The 18186-nt window shown below is 46.8% G+C and carries 19 protein-coding genes and 1 other RNA gene; 12 read left to right on the top strand and 8 right to left on the bottom strand.

Translation table 11 applies throughout. From position 1 onward, the window contains the following. The first annotated feature begins 16 nt into the window (after positions 1–16). The 10 genes from ICN44_RS03820 (at position 17) to ruvB (ending at position 9624) form a co-directional block, all read left to right on the top strand. Positions 17–1018: an aminoglycoside phosphotransferase family protein gene (locus tag ICN44_RS03820; protein WP_216262784.1), complete on the top strand. Its 1002-nt coding sequence runs from the start codon at positions 17–19 to the stop codon at positions 1016–1018. A gap of 10 nt (positions 1019–1028) precedes the next feature. Then, positions 1029–1745 (top strand): N-acetylmuramate alpha-1-phosphate uridylyltransferase MurU, encoded by a 717-nt coding sequence (murU, locus tag ICN44_RS03825; RefSeq protein ID WP_216262785.1) that lies wholly within the window; start codon positions 1029–1031, stop codon positions 1743–1745. Next, positions 1738–3105: a Xaa-Pro aminopeptidase gene (gene pepP, locus ICN44_RS03830; protein WP_370624866.1), complete on the top strand. Its 1368-nt coding sequence runs from the start codon at positions 1738–1740 to the stop codon at positions 3103–3105. The genes murU and pepP overlap by 8 nt, the downstream gene beginning before the upstream one ends. 16 nt (positions 3106–3121) lie before the next feature. After that, complete coding sequence (locus tag ICN44_RS03835) at positions 3122–4279, top strand: FAD-dependent monooxygenase (protein WP_216262787.1); 1158 nt, start codon at positions 3122–3124, stop codon at positions 4277–4279. Positions 4280–4417: 138 nt separating this feature from the next. After that, positions 4418–5434, top strand: a complete 1017-nt coding sequence (dusB, locus tag ICN44_RS03840) for a tRNA dihydrouridine synthase DusB (RefSeq protein ID WP_216262788.1) — start codon at positions 4418–4420, stop codon at positions 5432–5434. Between the two features lie 57 nt (positions 5435–5491). Beyond that, entirely contained in the window at positions 5492–5731 is a 240-nt protein-coding gene (locus ICN44_RS03845) for a helix-turn-helix domain-containing protein (RefSeq protein WP_072582732.1), read from the top strand. Between the two features lie 50 nt (positions 5732–5781). Continuing rightward, complete coding sequence (gene purH, locus ICN44_RS03850) at positions 5782–7362, top strand: bifunctional phosphoribosylaminoimidazolecarboxamide formyltransferase/IMP cyclohydrolase (RefSeq protein ID WP_216262789.1); 1581 nt, start codon at positions 5782–5784, stop codon at positions 7360–7362. Positions 7363–7388: 26 nt separating this feature from the next. Next, complete coding sequence (ruvC, locus tag ICN44_RS03855; RefSeq protein ID WP_216262790.1) at positions 7389–7916, top strand: crossover junction endodeoxyribonuclease RuvC; 528 nt, start codon at positions 7389–7391, stop codon at positions 7914–7916. A gap of 29 nt (positions 7917–7945) precedes the next feature. Next, a complete protein-coding gene (gene ruvA / locus ICN44_RS03860; RefSeq protein WP_216262791.1) occupies positions 7946–8527 on the top strand; it encodes a Holliday junction branch migration protein RuvA in 582 nt (193 codons plus the stop codon). A gap of 26 nt (positions 8528–8553) precedes the next feature. Continuing rightward, entirely contained in the window at positions 8554–9624 is a 1071-nt protein-coding gene (gene ruvB, locus ICN44_RS03865) for a Holliday junction branch migration DNA helicase RuvB (protein WP_216155445.1), read from the top strand. Here the strand turns inward: ruvB and tyrS are convergent. Next, the gene (gene tyrS, locus ICN44_RS03870) at positions 9621–10853 is read right to left on the bottom strand and encodes a tyrosine--tRNA ligase (RefSeq protein ID WP_072582896.1); all 1233 of its coding nucleotides are present in this window, start codon (positions 10851–10853) and stop codon (positions 9621–9623) included. The two genes, ruvB and tyrS, sit on opposite strands and share 4 nt — an antisense overlap. 76 nt (positions 10854–10929) lie before the next feature. Here tyrS and ICN44_RS03875 point away from each other — a divergent pair, with 76 nt between their 5' ends. Beyond that, on the top strand, positions 10930–12057 hold the full coding sequence (locus ICN44_RS03875; protein ID WP_216262792.1) for an anhydro-N-acetylmuramic acid kinase: 1128 nt from the start codon (positions 10930–10932) through the stop codon (positions 12055–12057). Positions 12058–12097: 40 nt separating this feature from the next. Here ICN44_RS03875 and erpA read toward each other — a convergent pair whose 3' ends face one another. The 4 genes from erpA to rplM all read right to left on the bottom strand — a co-directional run bounded on the left by erpA (position 12098) and on the right by rplM (position 14573). Continuing rightward, the gene (gene erpA / locus ICN44_RS03880; protein ID WP_088526457.1) at positions 12098–12472 is read right to left on the bottom strand and encodes an iron-sulfur cluster insertion protein ErpA; all 375 of its coding nucleotides are present in this window, start codon (positions 12470–12472) and stop codon (positions 12098–12100) included. A gap of 68 nt (positions 12473–12540) precedes the next feature. Next, positions 12541–13599 carry an N-acetyl-gamma-glutamyl-phosphate reductase gene (gene argC / locus ICN44_RS03885; RefSeq protein WP_216262793.1) on the bottom strand — a complete coding sequence of 353 codons (1059 nt, stop codon included), beginning with the start codon at positions 13597–13599 and terminating at the stop codon, positions 12541–12543. A gap of 134 nt (positions 13600–13733) precedes the next feature. Beyond that, complete coding sequence (gene rpsI, locus ICN44_RS03890; protein ID WP_072582726.1) at positions 13734–14135, bottom strand: 30S ribosomal protein S9; 402 nt, start codon at positions 14133–14135, stop codon at positions 13734–13736. 9 nt (positions 14136–14144) lie between these two features. Beyond that, positions 14145–14573, bottom strand: coding sequence for a 50S ribosomal protein L13 (gene rplM / locus ICN44_RS03895; protein ID WP_072582725.1), 429 nt, complete (start codon positions 14571–14573; stop codon positions 14145–14147). Positions 14574–14982: 409 nt separating this feature from the next. On the opposite strand from rplM, the gene ICN44_RS03900 reads away from it, so the two are divergent. Next, positions 14983–15405: an OsmC family protein gene (locus tag ICN44_RS03900; protein ID WP_216262794.1), complete on the top strand. Its 423-nt coding sequence runs from the start codon at positions 14983–14985 to the stop codon at positions 15403–15405. On the opposite strand, the gene rnpB is transcribed toward ICN44_RS03900, so the two are convergent. The 3 genes from rnpB to ICN44_RS03915 form a co-directional block, all read right to left on the bottom strand. Continuing rightward, positions 15406–15712, bottom strand: an RNA gene (rnpB, locus tag ICN44_RS03905) — RNase P RNA component class A. Between the two features lie 59 nt (positions 15713–15771). Then, a complete protein-coding gene (gene pyrC / locus ICN44_RS03910; protein ID WP_216262795.1) occupies positions 15772–16830 on the bottom strand; it encodes a dihydroorotase in 1059 nt (352 codons plus the stop codon). A gap of 1 nt (position 16831) precedes the next feature. Further along, entirely contained in the window at positions 16832–18184 is a 1353-nt protein-coding gene (locus tag ICN44_RS03915; protein WP_216262796.1) for a glycerate kinase, read from the bottom strand. Positions 18185–18186 lie beyond the last annotated feature (2 nt).

Raw genomic sequence — 18186 nt, forward strand, 5'->3', positions numbered from 1 at the left:
ATTATACGAATCGACCATGACTGACTCACGCTTAAACACCCTCCGTAACTGGCTAAAAGCCCTAGAAGCTAGCTGGCAATTAGATCTCGACTCTTTGGTACCGGCCTCGGCTGATGCCAGCTTTCGACGCTATTTCCGAATTGAGTCCAAAAACCCCAAATTTGGGACTTTGATCGTGATGGATGCCCCGCCCCAACATGAGCCTTTGGACGCCTTCATAAAGGTCGATTTATTACTCACAGAGGCTGGTTTAAATGTGCCAAAAATCCTAGAGCAAAATCTTGCTGAAGGCTTCTTGCTATTAAATGATTTAGGCACAAAAAACTACCTTGCGGAACTGAATACTGAAACAGCTGACCATCTCTACAAAGATGCAACTCATGCCCTAGTTCTCATGCAACTAGCAAGCAAACCAGGGGTTTTACCAAATTATGATGAAGCGCTATTACAACGAGAATTAGATTTATTTCCAGAGTGGTATTTAAGGAAGCATCTCAATATCAATCTGAGTGAACAACAAACAGAGCAACTCAAAAAAGCTTTTGAGCTCATTATCGAAAATAATTTAGCGCAAGCTAAGGTGTATGTGCATCGTGATTACCATTCTCGTAACCTGATGGTGACTGAAAGAAATAACCCAGGAGTGATTGACTTTCAGGATGCGGTTTACGGACCCATTACCTATGATGCTTCTTCACTATGGCGTGATGCTTATATTGCGTGGCCTGAAGAATGTGTGATTGATTGGGTTATTAAATTTTGGGAAGATGGCCGTAAGGCAGGGCTACCAATGCCAAATGATTTTGGGCAGTTCTATCGTGATTTTGAATGGATGGGTTTACAACGGCACCTTAAAATCTTGGGCATTTTTGCAAGACTCTTTCATCGTGACGGCAAGGATGGCTACATTAAAGATATTCCACTCGTGCTGGAATACGCGATTGTGACAGCGAACCGTTATATTGAACTCAAACCATTGGCACGGATTCTGGAATCTACTCGCGTCAATCAAGCGTAATTCATCAGCCATGAGTCAGCTTAAACCCATACCTTGTTTCTTACTAGCGGCTGGACGCGGCGAGCGCATGCGCCCCCTGACGGATGATTTACCGAAGCCTTTACTCAGCATTCAGAACAAATCTTTGCTGGAGTGGCATTTGGAAGTACTGGCAAGGGCAAAGATTCAGGATGTCGTTATTAACCATGCTTGGTTGGGTGAAAAAATTGAGGGGGCTTTGGGTAATGGATCGCAATTTGGTCTTCATATTCAATACTCCCCAGAGGGCAATGCCCTAGAAACTGCTGGGGGCATTTGCAAGGCGCTCCCCATCATTGCGCCCGAAGACTACTTCTTAGTCATCAATGGGGACGTATTTAGCCCCAACCTACCGATTACCCAGCTTTTGGAAACAGCCTCCAAAATGCGCATGGACGCCAGCAAGCCTTTGGCCCATCTATTAATGGTCCCTAACCCGGTCCAGCATCCTGAGGGAGATTTTTACCTCCAAGATTCAGTGGTTGGAAACACCCAATCACCTGGAGCAGAAAAGCTCACTTTCTCTGGAATTGGGATTTATCACAAAGACCTCTTTAAAGACCTGGAATTCGGAGCTCCAGCCAAGCTCGCACCTCTATTGAGGACTGCAATGGAGCAAAATAAAGTGTCTGGTGAAAAATATCTCGGTCCATGGCACGATGTAGGCACACCACAACGCTTACAAGAGCTTAATGCAGCATATGAATAAAACGAATATTTATCGGCTTCGTAGAAACCAATTAGCAGAACAAATCTTTGCCAAGACTGGCGGAGGCATTGCCGTCATCTCAACTGCCCCTGAACTTGCTCGTAACCGTGACAGTGAATTTCCTTATCGTCACGACAGCGACTTTTATTACTTGACGGGTTTCGAAGAGCCGGGCGCAACGCTGGTAATGAAGGTTGGCAGCAATGGAAAAAACTTCCAACTGCAATCCCACTTATTTTGTAGACCTAAAGATTCTGAACGAGAAATCTGGGATGGCATTCGCCTTGGACCTGACGCAGCACCAGACGCTTTAGGTATTGACTATGCACACAGCAATCAAGAGTTAGACCAAAAACTGAGTGACTTATTGGCTGATCAAGATGCGGTATACATTCGCCTTGCTGAGAGCGCTGAAGCCGATAGACGCCTACGTCACTGGATGAAACAGGTGCGTGGACAAGCACGTTCTGGCGTAAATCCACCATCAGAATTTCATGATGTTGAAACACTGATTCATGAAATGCGTTTGTTTAAAGATGCACATGAAATTGACATCATGCGTCGTGCTGCAGCGATCTCTGCTCGTGCACATATCCGCGCCATGCAAATCTGCAAGCCTGGCATGCGTGAATACCAACTAGAAGCTGAAATACTGCATGAGTTCCGCAATAGTGGCGCACAAAGTGTTGCATACAACAGCATTGTTGCTGGCGGCGCAAATTCTTGCATTCTTCACTATCGCGCTGGCTCAACTGAATTACGTAGTGGCGAGCTTTGCCTAATTGATGCGGGTTGTGAACTCGATGGTTATGCATCAGACATTACACGCACCTTTCCAGTTAATGGGAAATTTACGGGACCGCAACGAGCCTTGTATGACATCACATTAGCCGCACAAGAGGCTGCGATTGCGATGACCAAGCCTGGCAATACATTTATGCAGCCACATGAGGCGGCACTTAAGGTGCTTACCCAAGGTCTGCTGGATGAAAAGCTTCTTAAACTTGCGGAGTTAGGCTCTTTAGAAAATGCTATTGAGACTGGCGCCTATCGTCGTTTCTATATGCATCGCACGTCCCACTGGCTGGGCATGGATGTCCACGATGTGGGCTCCTACCGTGAAGCTAGCCAAAATTCATCAAGTGAAGAAAAGCCTTGGCGCATCCTCAAAAACGGTATGGTGATTACGGTGGAACCAGGCCTCTATGTCAGACCTGCTGCTGATATAGACGAGGCATTTTGGAATATTGGTATTCGCATTGAAGATGACGCTGTCATCAATGATTCTGGGTGTGAGTTGATTTCTCGTGGTGTGCCTGTCAAGGCTGATGAGATTGAAGCGCTCATGAAGAACACTTAAGGCTACCCCGCTAACAATGAATTCATCTCGTTGCGATATCTTGATTCAGGGTGGTGGCCCTGTTGGGCTCGCTTGCGCTGCATGGACCTTGCAGAAATTCCCCGAAGCAAAAATGATCTTGCTTGATCGCAACCCCGTAAACGACGACGATCTTGCAAGTGCCGACAGCCGAGGCATTGCCCTCTCACACGGTAGCAAACTCTTACTCAATACGATTAATGCTTGGCCAAAGGAGTTCGCAGAAATTCATCGAGTGCATGTTTCACAAGCGGGCCGCTTTGGCCGCGCACTGATGACGCGTGAAGAACTTAAGCAAGATGCGCTAGGGCACATCATTCGTTATCGCGACATTCATATGGCTCTGCGTCACGCCTTGCGGGCCATTCAAGCAAAAAGCCCTAACTTTGTTTGGGAGCATATCAATAAAGATGCTGAGGAAAATAGCATCCACGCCAAATGCGTTGTACATGCTGAAGGTGGTTTATTTAAGACGCAAGACTGGGTTGAATCTGGTCGCGACTATGGGCAGTCAGCCTTAGTAGGCTTAGTTGAAGTTGAAAATGCAGAGCCCCATCAAGCTTGGGAACGTTTTACTGCTGAAGGACCGTTAGCCGTTTTGCCAAGTCACTACGGACATAATATTTTGAATCTGGTTTGGTGTGGCTCACCAGAATCCTCGCAGCATCGTTTACAACTGAGTGATGCAGACTTCTTAATCGAACTACAAAAAGAATTTGGTTCACGGATTGGCCGCTTTCTGAAAATTCAAGATCGTCGTTTATATGAACTTGGCTTGAACTATCGCAAAGAGATTATTCACGACAAGGAGGTTTGGATTGGCAATGCTGCTCAAACTTTGCACCCAGTAGCGGGCCAAGGTTTGAACTTAGGATTGCGAGATGCTTTCTTGCTGTCAGAGAAGTTAGTTGAAGTATTTTCTGGGTCCGCAGAGAAACAATCTCCAGCAGAAATCCAAAATGCACTCCAGGGCTATGCTCAAAGCCGCAAAGCCGATAGAACGACAACCATCGGACTGACAGACTTTATGGCCAGAGTATTTACATCTAATTTAGCCCCAGTGGTTGTAGCCCGTGGATTGGCTTTAAGTGCCCTGCAGTGGCTTCCGCCATTCAAGACAGCCTTAGCTCGCCAGATGATGTTTGGTAGGCGCTAAAGGGCTTAAATTGCCCCAAAATATAAGCATTCCCCGTTTGATCTGAAACACACATTTACTAATTATTCTGCCTAAAAAATAGGCATATAAGGGTCTGAATGTGCTAAAGTGTCATGCTCTCCGCCCAAGCCCTTTCAGATGAACATTGGTCCTCACCTCCTCGCAAATAAATTATTTGTAGCCCCTATGGCTGGGGTAACGGACCGCCCATTTAGACAGCTTTGTAAGAAATTGGGTGCCGGGTATGCGGTTTCTGAAATGGTGGCCTCAAATGCACTGCTTTGGAAAAGCGAAAAAACGCAGCGTCGTGCCAACCATGTTGGTGAATTTAAGCCCATTGCAGTCCAAATTGCAGGGGCTGATCCAGCGATGATGGCGGCAGCGGCAAAAATCAACGTAGATCATGGCGCCCAAATTATTGATATCAATATGGGATGCCCTGCTAAGAAAGTTTGCAATGTGGCGGCTGGCTCCGCACTATTGCGCGATGAGCCCTTAGTGCAGCAAATTCTAGAAGCAGTTGTAAATGCGGTTGGAATTGGACCTGATGCAGTGCCGGTGACTTTAAAGATTCGGACAGGCTGGGATCGCGAGCACAAGAATGCCATTGAGATTGCACGTCTTGCAGAAACATCCGGCATCTCCATGCTCACCGTTCATGGTCGCACGAGAGCAGATCTCTATCACGGTGAAGCAGAGTACGAAACGATTACTGCAGTCAAAAATAGTGTGGGCATTCCAGTAGTGGCTAATGGAGATATCACCAGCCCAGAAAAGGCAGAGCAAGTTTTAAAGCTCACTGGTGCTGATGCCATCATGATTGGACGAGCCGCTCAAGGTCGCCCTTGGATCTTTCGTGAAATCAACCATTATCTTGAAACTGGTGGCAAGCTACCAACCCCGGAGATCAATGAGATTCAGGGCATTATGAATGCACACCTCTTAGACCACTACGAGTTTTATGGTGAGCATATTGGCCTGCGCACTGCTCGTAAGCATATTGGCTGGTACTGTAAAGGGCTGCGTGACTCCCATGCCTTCCGTCAGCGTATGAATACTGCAGACGATTGCAAAACCCAACTGCAAATGGTCAATGATTATTTTGACGAGATGAAATTCCATTCTGACCGCTTGTTATTTTTGGAAGCGGCATAGTTCTAGCTTAATTTAGTTTCTTTATTTATTTTTTTGTTTTTGCATTGATAGATTGTTATGACCAATAAGCACCCGATTACCGAATGTATTGAAACCCAATTGCAGGGTTACCTAAATGACCTCAAAGGAACTGCGCCAACTGATATCTATGACATGGTATTGGCTGTTGTTGAAAAACCGATGCTGGAATTAGTGATGCAGCATGCCAAGCAAAATCAATCACTGGCAGCGCAGTATCTGGGCATTAATCGCAACACCCTGCACAAGAAGTTGGTTGAACATCAACTTCTGAAGTAACGCAAACCTTACCAATAACAAAGCTATTATTAAATTAAGCTCTGAAAACCATGATCCGTACAGCCCTACTCTCCGTCTCCGATAAAAATGGCATCGTGCCTTTTGCTAAAGCCCTCCACGAACAGGGTATTAAGCTCATTTCCACGGGCGGCACTGCAAAACTCTTAGCTGAAAATAATTTGCCTGTTGTGGAAGTTTCTTCTTTAACGAAATTTCCGGAGATGCTCGATGGCCGTGTCAAGACCCTCCACCCGATGGTGCATGGCGGCTTATTAGCTCGTAGAGATTTTCCAGAGCATATGGCGGCTTTGAAAGAGCATGGTATCGACACGATTGATATGCTGGTAATCAATCTTTACCCCTTTAATGAGACTGTTGCTAAGGAAAGCTGCTCATTCGAAGATGCCGTTGAAAACATTGATATCGGCGGCCCAGCAATGCTTCGTGCAGCAGCTAAAAATCACCAAGATGTCACTGTGCTGATCTCACCAGAAGATTACGCTCCTGTCTTAGCCGAAATGAAGGCCAACAAGAATGTTGTTTCTTACAAAACCAATTTGGATTTAGCTAAAAAAGTATTTGCCCATACTGCGCAATACGATGGCGCGATTGCTAACTATCTCTCAGCATTAGGTGATGATCTTGATCACAAAGCACGTTCTTCTTATCCAGAGACTTTACACCTTGCCTTTGAAAAAGTCCAAGAGATGCGTTACGGCGAGAATCCACACCAATCTGCAGCGTTCTATAAAGATATTTACCCTGTCGATGGTGCGCTAGCCAATTACAAGCAGTTGCAAGGGAAAGAGCTTTCTTATAACAATATTGCCGATGCAGATTCTGCCTGGGAATGCGTCAAGAGCTTTACTGGCAATGCCGGAGGTGCAGCAGCTTGTGTCATCATCAAACACGCTAACCCGTGCGGCGTAGCTGTTGGTGCTACTGCGCTTGAGGCCTATCAAAAAGCCTTCAAGACTGATCCGAGCTCCGCCTTTGGCGGCATCATTGCCTTCAACGTGCCATGCGATGGTGCTGCAGCTGAAGCCATCTCTAAGCAATTTGTAGAAGTATTGATTGCCCCGAGCTTTAGTGACGAAGCCAAAGCGATCTTTGCTGCAAAACAAAACGTACGCCTGTTGGAAATCCCATTAGGGACTGCATTTAATACCTTTGATTTCAAACGCGTTGGTGGTGGTTTGCTTGTGCAGTCTCCTGATGCCAAGAATGTTCTTGAAAGTGAAATGCGCGTTGTCAGCAAGCGCCTGCCAACTCCAAGCGAAATGCACGACATGATGTTTGCATGGCGAGTTGCGAAGTTTGTGAAATCTAATGCCATCGTATATTGCGCCAATGGGATGACTCTTGGTATCGGTGCCGGTCAAATGAGCCGCGTAGACTCTGCGCGCATGGCTAGCATCAAGGCTGAGAATGCTGGCTTAAGCCTCAAAGGCTCTGCAGTAGCAAGTGATGCCTTCTTCCCGTTCCGTGATGGCTTAGATGTCGTTGTGAATGGTGGTGCTAGCTGCGCAATTCAGCCCGGTGGCAGTATGCGTGATGATGAAATCATTGCGGCAGCAAATGAGCATGGTATTGCCATGATCTTTACTGGCACACGTCACTTCCGTCACTAAGAAAACAAGAAGCTATAAACAAACTCATGCGCTGGATTGGAATCGACCCAGGTTTACGGACTACCGGTTTTGGAGTCATCGATGTCGATGGCCAAAAACTGACCTACGTAGCCTCGGGGACGATTGAAAGTGGTGATCCAGCTAAAGGCCTACCTGAACGCTTGGGTACCCTCTATGCCGGTGTTAAGGAAGTTCTGGAGACCTATCGACCAGAGTCTGCTGCGATCGAAGAAGTCTTCTTAAACGTCAATCCTCGTTCCACACTCATGTTGGGTCAGGCACGGGGTGCTGTTATTGCCGCTCTCGTTTCAGAAAAACTTCCGGTAGCTGAGTACAGCGCCTTAAGAGTCAAGCAGTCCATTGTTGGCACAGGTCGTGCAGCCAAGCCACAGGTACAGGAGATGGTTAAGCGTCTTCTCAGACTGAGCCGCGCCCCAGGGACTGATGCCTCTGATGCACTAGGCGTTGCCATCTGCGCCGCCCACCATGCACAAATACCAAAAGCTATAACTGCAGCCACTGCTGCCTTAGCTCCCAAGAAACGCAACAAGTAAAAATACACATCACAGGTTAAGATCTCTACATGATTGGTCGCATTCAAGGTACTCTCGTTTCCGTTCACCCTCCTCGCCTTTTGGTCGATTGCCAAGGCATTGGTTATGAGGTTGATGTACCTATGAGCACTTTGTATCAGCTACCTCAGGCTGGTCAAAAAATTACCCTATTGACACATTTCCAGGTTCGTGAAGATGCACAACAGCTCTTCGGATTTGCCACAGAAACTGAGCGTGAAGCATTTAGGCAGCTCATCAAAATTAGTGGCGTCGGTTCGCGCACAGCATTAGCTGTCCTCTCGGGCATGAGTGTTAATGAACTAGCCCAAGCCATTGCACTTCAAGAAGCCGGGCGCCTCACTCAGGTACCTGGCATTGGCAAGAAAACTGCTGAGCGTCTCTGCCTAGAGCTCAAAGGCAAGCTAGCTCCAGATCTTGGCATCACAGGAGGTAAGCCTCAAGCGATTGAAGCAAGCAGCGAAGTGTTGCAAGCCCTCCTTGCCCTGGGCTATTCAGAAAAAGAAGCGCTTTTGGCACTCAAGCAAATTCCACCCGATACCAGTGTTTCTGATGGCATTCGAATGGGCTTGAAGTATCTATCTAAAGCCTAATAGCCAAAGAGCACTAAACTCTCAGCATGGCAATACATACAGACGACCTCAGCTCTATTCCTGAAGATTTACCGGAAGGTAATGCCCGCATTGTAAGTGGTGCAGCAGGCAATACTGAAGCCGTCTTTGAAAGAGCCCTTCGCCCTAAACAACTCGATGAGTATGTTGGCCAAACCAAAGCTCGTGCTCAATTAGAGATTTTTATCAGCGCTACGAGAGCACGCCAAGAAGCTTTAGATCACGTTCTGTTGTTTGGGCCTCCTGGACTTGGTAAAACCACCTTAGCCCACATCATTGCCAGAGAGCTTGGTGTGAACTTACGTCAGACTAGCGGCCCTGTTCTGGATAGGCCAGGCGATCTTGCTGCCTTGCTTACCAATTTAGAAGAAAACGATGTTCTCTTCATTGATGAGATTCATCGCTTATCTCCAGTTGTGGAAGAGATTCTTTACCCCGCACTTGAAGACTACAGCCTAGACATCATGATTGGCGAAGGCCCTGCAGCGCGCAGCGTGAAGATTGATCTCAAACCATTTACCCTGATCGGCGCAACTACTCGTGCCGGAATGCTCACAAACCCATTGCGCGATCGCTTTGGTATTGTGGCCAGACTCGAGTTCTACACGACTGAAGAGCTCACCAAAATCATTAATCGCTCAGCTAGCTTGCTTAAGGCTGATATCGATCCAGAAGGCTCCGTAGAAATTGCAAAGCGGGCTCGCGGCACGCCACGTATCGCTAACCGCTTACTACGAAGAGTGCGCGACTATGCAGAAGTTAAAGGCACCGGCACCATTACTAAGGCTATGGCGGATGCAGCATTGAAGATGCTGGATGTAGATCCAAGTGGCTTTGATGTGATGGACAGAAAGTTATTAGAAGCCATCTTGCACAAGTTTGATGGTGGCCCAGTAGGTATCGATAACTTGGCAGCAGCGATTGGTGAAGAGCGCGACACCATTGAAGATGTTCTTGAACCCTATTTGATTCAACAGGGCTACTTACAAAGAACCTCAAGAGGGAGAGTGGCAACCCGTCAAGCCTATGAGCACTTTGGATTAACCCCGCCTAGCGGAAGTGCTAGCTTAGATATTTAAGCTAGCGTGACTTTCGCAAACTTACGCTTACCAACCTGCACTACGTAAGTTCCAGCTTCAACCTTTAATTGCTTATCAGCAACGGTTACACCATCAATCTTTACGCCGTTTTGTTCGATATTGCGCATCGCTTCAGATGTTGATGGGGCAAGGCCTGCGGCCTTCAAAAGATTGGCGATTGCCATAGGCGCACCAGAGAGATTAACTTCTGGAATGTCGTCAGGTACGCCACCTTTAGCACGGTGATTAAAGTCCTCTAAGGCTTTTTCTGCTGCAGCTTGCGAGTGGAAGCGTGCCACGATTTCTTGAGCGAGCAGTACTTTGCAATCCTTTGGATTACGCCCTGCAGCAACTTCTTGCTTCATCAAATCAATCTCAGCCATTGGACGGAATGAGAGCAATGTGAAGTAGTCCCACATCAAATCATCCGAAATGCTGAGAAGCTTGCCAAACATATCGCCAGCAGGCTCGCTGATGCCAATGTAATTGCCTTTGGACTTACTCATCTTCTCAACGCCATCAAGACCAACAAGGAGTGGCATCGTCAAAATACATTGAGGCTCTTGGCCATATTCACGTTGGAGTTCACGACCAACTAGAAGATTAAACTTCTGATCTGTGCCACCCAACTCTAAATCACTCTTCAGTGCAACAGAGTCATAGCCTTGCATAAGTGGATATAAAAACTCATGAATCGAAATGGGTACACCATTACGATAGCGCTTAGTAAAGTCATCACGTTCCAACATACGGGCAACAGTATGTTTAGCAGCCAACTGAATCATGCCGCGCGCACCTAATGGATCGCACCACTCGCTGTTGTAACGCACTTCAGTCTTAGAGGGATCGAGCACCATACTCGCTTGACGATAGTAAGTCTCTGCATTGACGGCGATTTCTTCTGCGGTCAATGGAGGGCGAGTTGCATTACGACCCGATGGATCACCAATCATGCTCGTAAAGTCACCAATCAAGAAAATAACGGTATGACCTAAATCCTGTAACTGGCGCAACTTATTCAGAACAACGGTATGCCCCAAATGAATATCAGGAGCCGTAGGATCTAAACCTAATTTAATCCTGAGTGGCGTCTTAGTAGCTTGGCTACGAGCCAGTTTCTGAACCCAGTCCGCTTCAACTAATAGCTCATCGCAGCCACGTTTGGTGACTTCGAGCGCTGCAAAGACTTCGGGGGTCAAAGGATATTTTTGTTCTGGTTTAGCCGTCATGCTGATTCGGATTGCTGATTCAGTTAAATTAGTAGTTAAATTGCTAAAGCATTATTGTCGCATTCCTGAGAGCCCCATGAACAAACCCCATTCCCTCTATATCGGCCTGATGTCTGGCACCAGCCTAGATGGGATAGATGCTGTTCTAGCCAAGATAGGGCCTAATGGGGAAGCTAGTGCACTAGAGGCCATTGGCACCCCTTTCTCAGCGGAGCTCCGTAACGCCCTATCTGAGCTCCAAAGCCCTGGCCCAAATGAGCTCCACCGGGAAAAACAGGCAGGCAATGCCCTGGCCTTGGCCTACGCAGAAGCCGTTAGCCGGCTACTCAAAAAGGCAAATCTACAGCCCTCTGAAATCACCGCCATAGGCGCACATGGACAAACGATTCGCCACCAACCGCATCTTGGGGACATGGCTTATACACATCAAACGCTCAATCCAGCTCTCTTGGCAGAAAAAACGGGCATTGATGTCATTGCCGATTTTAGAAGTCGGGATTTAGCTGCGGGTGGGCATGGTGCGCCTTTAGTTCCTGCATTTCATGCGCAGCAATTTGTAGAAGATAAACATTTAGCCATTCTCAATATTGGTGGCATTGCTAATCTCACACTGCTTCCAAAGAATGGTGAAGTTACCGGCTTTGATTGCGGGCCAGGAAATATGTTGATGGATGTCTGGATTCAAGAGCATCAAGGAAACGCATTTGATGAGAATGGCAACTGGGCGTTACAAGGAAAAGTTAATGAAGCACTACTTACAAAAATGTTGTCTGATTCTTTCTTTGCAAAAGCTCCGCCCAAGAGTACTGGTAGAGACGACTTTCATCTTGCTTGGTTACAAGAAAAATTAAATGGTGAAAATCATCTTTGTGAAGATGTACAGGCTACTTTATTGCATCTCACAGCACACTCAGCCCTCGAAGCTTTAGCACGTCATGCCCCGCAAACCCAGAAGCTGATTATCTGTGGAGGTGGCGCCAGAAACAGTGCCTTGATGAATTTATTCAAAGTGAAGTCGCAGCAATTCTTCAAAAAGCAATTAGAAATTACTACAAGTGAGTCGGCAGGAATTGATCCGCAGCTTGTGGAAGGCCTTGCTTTTGCATGGCTTGCGTGGGCCCATAAAGAAAAACGGCCAGCAAATTTGCCAGCCGTTACGGGAGCGAAGGGTCCTAGAATTCTAGGGGCTTGTTACCCAGCTTAACTTCGCTGCTTAATTAAATATTAATTAAGCTCGTTTTTATTTAAGCGGAGAAAGAAGATCCGCAGCCACAAGTAGTTTGGGCATTTGGGTTCTTAATCACAAACTGTGAGCCGTTGATGTCTTCTTTGTAATCAATCTCAGCGCCAACTAAATATTGGAAACTCATTGAGTCCACCAACAAAGTAACGCCATTCTTTTCAAAGAGTGTGTCATCTTCATTTACAGCATCATCAAATGTGAAGCCATACTGAAATCCTGAGCAACCGCCACCTTGTACGAATACGCGCAATTTCAACTCTGGATTACCTTCTTCAGCAATCAAGTCCGCCACTTTCGCAGCAGCACTATCCGTGAACACCAATGGGGTTGGCGGCTCGGCTAAATCTTGTGCAGTTTGTGTAGCTAATTCGGTCATGATTTACTCCCAATTCAAAAGGCAATGTCTTATTTTAGGCTTTTAATGCCCAGTTTGCTGAAGGGTCATTATGGGGAAACGGCGATCTGGGTAAGACCCATGGTCTCTGGCAACCCAAACATCAAGTTCATACACTGCACGCCCTGCCCTGAAGCACCTTTCACCAAATTGTCCTCAACTACCAAAATAACTAAAGTGTCACCACCGCCTGGACGATGGATCGCAATCCGAATGCCATTGCTACCCCGCACAGAACGCGTCTCCGGATGACTGCCCGCTGGCATAACATCAACAAACGGCTCATCCTGATAGAAATTCTCATAAAGCTTTTGGTAATCCACATCTTTACCAGCCTCAGTCAAACGGACATACAAAGTCGAATGGATACCTCTAATCATGGGCGTTAAATGCGGTACGAAGGTCAAACCGATCTGATCATGGCCAGCAATTGCCTTTAAGCCCTGCTCAATTTCCGGTAAATGACGGTGTCCCTTCACGCTGTAAGCCTTGAAGTTATCGCTTGATTCAGACAATAGTGTGCCGATCTCTGCTTTACGGCCAGCACCAGAAGTGCCTGACTTTGAGTCAGAAATAATATGGGTGCCATCGATAAGGTGTTTGCCGCCAGTCGACTTAGGTGACAGTAAAGGTGCTAGACCTAGCTGTACAGACGTTGGGTAGCAACCCGCCAAACCAACTACGCGCGCTTTCTTAATGGCCTCACGATTAATCTCTGCTAAACCATAAACAGCCTCAGCCAAAATTTCTGGGCAGGTGTGCTCCATGCCATACCACTTGGCAAATTCTTTGACATCCTTCAAACGAAAGTCTGCGGCAAGATCCAAAATCTTCACATTGTTAGCGAGCAATTCTTTTGCTTGTGCCATTGCAACACCATGTGGAGTTGCGAAGAACACCACATCACATTCATTCAGTTTGGCTTCATCAGGCGTTGTAAATTTGAGAGCAACACGGCCACGCAAAGATGGAAACATCTCAGCCACTGGCATGCCAGCTTCTGTGCGAGAAGTAATTGCAGTGAGCTCTACCTCGGGATGCTGCGCCAATAAACGCAACAACTCCACTCCGGTATATCCAGTGCCGCCTACGATACCAACTTTAATCATGTCACTCTCCAAAATGCGCTATATCGAAATTATCGTATAGAGCTTACTACTTGATTCTTACGATTGTCTTAATTGTAGAAACAAAAAGGGCCGCTTGCGCGACCCTTTCGATAAAACTTAAGCGACTGAAAGAATTAGCGCTTGCTGAACTGCTTACGACGACGCGCGCCGTGCAGACCAACTTTTTTACGCTCAACTTCACGAGCATCGCGAGTTACCAAACCTGCTTTAGACAGGGCTGGCTTCAAGGCGTTGTCGTAGTCGATCAATGCACGAGTAACACCGTGACGAACTGCACCAGCTTGGCCAGTTTCACCGCCACCAGAAACGTTTACTTTGATATCAAAGGTCGTTAAGTGGGCTGTGAGAGCCAAAGGCTGACGAGCGATCATGCGTGATGTTTCACGAGCAAAATAGGCATCGATAGGCTTACCATTAACAATGATTTCGCCTTTGCCAGATTTAATGAATACACGCGCCACAGAACTCTTGCGACGACCAGTACCGTAATTCCAATTTCCGTAATTAATAGCCATTTGGGTTCCTTAAATCTCTAACGCTTTAGGCTGTTGAGCCGTGTGCGGATGATTAGCGTCGCCATAAACTTTCAATTTCTTGATCATGGCATAGCCTAGTGGGCCTTTTGGCAACATACCCTTCACAGCCTTCTCCAAAGCGCGACCTGGGAAACGGTCTTGCATCTTGTCGAAGTTGGTCGAGCTAATACCACCTGGGTATCCGCTGTGACGGTAATAAATTTTGTTCAAGCCTTTTGTGCCTGTGACACGGAGCTTAGATGAATTGATGACAACGATAAAGTCGCCAGTATCAACGTGTGGGGTGTATTCAGGCTTGTGCTTGCCGCGTAGACGGAGTGCCACTTCACTGGCGACACGACCGAGGACTTTGTCCGTAGCGTCAATCACGAACCATTCATGCACTACCTCATGGGATTTTGCAGAAAAAGTTTTCATGATTTCTCAAATTGTTATGGTCAAAAAAATTACTCCAACCAAATTACGTCCACCTTGGCCCTGCTTATGTTTGCAAGCTCGCAGATTCTGCAATTCAACTGGTATAACAAATTACCGCTGACCGGCTCGGTAATTCAGTAAAGCCTTGAATTGTAACCTAAAAAAAACCCAGGAACGAGTCCTGGGTTGGAATCCACCTATGTTTGGGTGGAGGAGACACTGGGAGGTAAGTCGCAGTCTTATACAAGACTGACTACCAATATGGTTATTGTATCCATATGTATGGTGCGATGCAAGAAAATTGACCAAAATCAATTTTTTTATGTTGCTGTGCAGCAACTTGATTTCCCATAAAATAGGTAAACTATTGATAATATTGATTAATTTAGTAAGTTAGGGGTCACTAATAATGGAATGTCGAGTAAGTTGGTTGGGTAATGGCGGCATGGCTTTTTCTGCAGAAACTGGCAGCGGCCACCTCGTCAACATGGATGGCGCCCCTGAAGCTGGCGGTAAAAACTTAGCCCCAAGGCCAATGGAGCTGCTTTTGGCCGGTGCCGGCGGCTGCTCTGCATTTGATGTGGTTTTAATCCTACAAAAGGCCCGTCAGGCCATAAGCGGCTGTGAAGTAGCCCTCCAGGCTGAGCGAGCAACAGAAGACCCTAAAGTCTTCACAAAGATCAATTTGCACTTTACGGTCAAAGGGAAAGACTTAGATCAGGCAAAGGTGGATCGCGCCGTAAAGCTCTCACATGAAAAATATTGCTCAGCTACGACCATGTTAGCTAAAACTGCAGAGCTGACCTACAGCGTAAAAATCATTGCGGAATAAGTGCAGAGTCAATCGATAAGCCGGATTCTGTCGCCTAGATTTGCATCTAGGGGCAATCATTCCTCTAGGCCGGCAGTTACCTGACGGCTCAAGCTCCCTACCCGCAGACTCAGCGGGACGCCTCATCGCCTGCTTACTTGGGATTGCTCCAGGTGGAGGTTACCGCGTTTCACCGTAACTAAATACGCTCGTCTCTGTGGCCCTATTCCTCACGTCGCCGTGGATGGCCGTTAGCCATCACCCTTCCCTATGGAGTCCGGACTTTCCTCCCCCTCAATAAAGAGGCGGCGATTGCCCAATTGACTCTGCGCCTGCAGTCTAACGCAGTCAGGCCAATTTGGCTAAGAAAGTAATGATTTGTATTTTTTAAACGAGTGACCAGGCGATGGTTTCACCAGCACGCAGCGGAACGATAGTGGCATCACCCAATGGCAATTCAGTAGGGATACTTTGCGCCTGCTTTATAAGAGTAATTTTTTTGCTATTCCGTGGCAGAGAATAAAAATCAGGACCAAAGAAACTAGCAAAGCCTTCTAACTTATCCAGTTTGCCAACACTCTCAAATGCTTCGGCATATAAACCTAAAGCATTAAAGGCACTATAGCAACCCGCACAGCCACAAGCTGCCTCTTTGGCACCCTTAGCATGAGGCGCACTGTCAGTGCCCAAGAAGAAACGAGCATTTCCACTAGTTGCCGCTTCCAATAAAGCAATGCGATGTTCTTCACGCTTTAAAACTGGCAAACAATAATTGTGTGGACGAATGCCACCAGCAAAAATAGCATTGCGATTCATGAGCAGATGCTGCGGAGTAATCGTAGCTGCAATCGTATTCTTTCCACCCGTCGCCGCATCACGCACGTAGTGAGCAGCCTGCTTGGTAGTGATATGTTCAAAGACGATTTTGAGCTCAGGAAACTGTTGACGTAGAGGCTCCAACACCGTATCAATAAAGACCGCCTCACGATCAAAGATATCGATTTCAGATCTGGTTACTTCACCATGCACTAAGAGCGGCATACCAACAGCTTGCATCGCTTCTAATGCCGCATGGCAATGTTTAAGATCACTGACACCAGCATCACTATTCGTCGTTGCACCTGCGGGGTATAGCTTAAATGCGGCGATGCCTGCAGTCTTAGCCTTACGAACTTCATCTGCAGAAGTATTGTCAGTGAGATATAAGGTCATTAAAGGCGTAAAGTCACTGACACCCAAAGACTTTAAATTCGATTCAATGCGAGATTGATAGGCTTTAGCCAAATCCACAGTAGTTACTGGTGGCTTGAGATTGGGCATGATGATCGCGCGAGCAAATTGACGCGCAGTGTCTGCCAACACATCTTTCATCACTTCGCCATCACGAATATGCAAGTGCCAATCGTCCGGCTGAATCAGTTGAATTTGTGTAGGACTATTAGACATATTATTTATCGAGCAAGATGATGCGGAAATCATTCACATTGGTAAGTGTAGGTCCAGTTTCCACTAAAGCGCCTAATTCTGCAAAGAAGCCATAACAATCATGTGTTGATAAGAATTTCTCTGGAAGCAGACCTGCAGTCTGGCTAGCTTGGCGAACGGCGCCATCAAACCAGGCTCCAGCATTCTTTTCGCTGCCATCAATGCCATCGGTATCCGCTGCCAATGCAGCTAATTGAGGGAGGTCTTTAGAGGCAGCAAAAAGAGAGAGCAGATATTCGCTACAGCGACCACCACGACCCTTAACACCGGCTGGAATAGTCACTGTACACTCGCCACCAGAAATCAGAGCAAGCGGTTTATCAAATCCCCTTGACACATGATCACGAACTAAAACAGCCTGCTCAATTCCAACCTCTTGGGCTTCACCAGTAATCGTGTCACCCAAAACGATTGGCTCATAGCCTTGTGTACGAACATAGTCAGCGGCAGCCTCTAAACTTTTATAGGCAGTTGCAATCACATGGTTGGCCACTTGAGCGGAGATTAAATCAGAATCTTTCAAAGTCTCTGGCTTTTCTCCAACTAGGCCTTGCTTGAGATGATTTAATACTGATGCAGGAATGGAAGATGCATCTAAGTCATATTTTTGCAAAATATTGAGTGCATCTAAATACGTGGAGTAGTCAGCAGCACATGGGCCACTAGCAATATCTGCTGGTGAATCGCCTGTGACATCAGAAATTAATAAGGCCTCTACTCGTGCACCACGCGAAATGGCTGCCCTAGCTAAGTTACCACCTAAGATTGCAGACAAATGCTTACGTACCACATTCATCTCCTCAATAGGGGCACCACTACGTAGCAACGCTTCTGTGGTCTTGCGCATATCCTCAATCGAGATACCTGCTTGCGGTAGAGTGAGCAGGCTTGAGCCACCCCCAGACACTAAGGCGATCAATACATCACCTTGCGAAAGTTGATTCGTGAGCGCAAAAATCTCTTTTGCTCCGTCCATACCAGCTTGATCAGGCACCGGATGTCCAGCTTCAATAATTTTGATTTGGGACGTTGGTGAGTTATGACCATAACGTGTCAGCACTACACCTTCTAATGTCACTTCTGGCCAATGCACTTTTGCATAAGCTTCTAAAGCACTCGCCATCGAAGCACTAGCTTTCCCAGCGCCGACCACTAGACATCTTCCCCGTGGCCCTTGTCCAGCTGGAAATATCTTAGCTAAATATTGTGGAACAATCACCTGCGGATCAGCAACAGCGACAGCAGTTGCAAAAGCATTTTTAAGGATCGCGTCTTTGTTTGCCGCCATAGAAGTTGAGGAAATATTTTGGATCATCC

It is taken from the genome of Polynucleobacter sp. JS-Fieb-80-E5 (assembly GCF_018882015.1).
Classification (GTDB): domain Bacteria; phylum Pseudomonadota; class Gammaproteobacteria; order Burkholderiales; family Burkholderiaceae; genus Polynucleobacter.